1 pseudogene is annotated in these 346 nt (G+C 64.7%); it reads left to right on the forward strand.

Annotated features, from left to right (window positions below):
• A pseudogene (locus tag EN857_RS33710) lies at positions 1-313 on the forward strand (hypothetical protein); the annotation flags it as partial.
• Positions 314-346: the final 33 nt, after the last annotated feature.

The following is a 346-nucleotide window of genomic DNA, read 5'->3' on the forward strand; positions in this document are numbered from 1 at the left end:
CTTTTTCTACCTCAAGCCCGTCGACGCCGAGACCGGTCCGCATGTCTATGTCAGGGGAAGCCACAGGCGCCGCGCCATAAGGCATCAGCTCACCCTTCTCGTCGGCCATCCCGCCCAGGATGTGCTGGACGTGTATGGCGAGCAGAGCCCGGTGACCCTGACCGGAGAGGCTGGCCTCGGCTTCGTCGAAGACCCCTTCGGTTTCCACATGGGCACGGTGCCGGCACGCACGCCACGTCTGATGATGGAAGTTGGCTTCGGCGTCTCCAAGCCGTCGCGCCGTCGTTTCCCTGGCGAGCCGGTGATCCGCTGAAGGCAGGTCAGGCGAGGGTCATCTCGACCAGCA

Source organism: Mesorhizobium sp. M4B.F.Ca.ET.214.01.1.1 (assembly GCF_004791545.1).
Classification (GTDB): Bacteria; Pseudomonadota; Alphaproteobacteria; order Rhizobiales; family Rhizobiaceae; genus Mesorhizobium; species Mesorhizobium abyssinicae.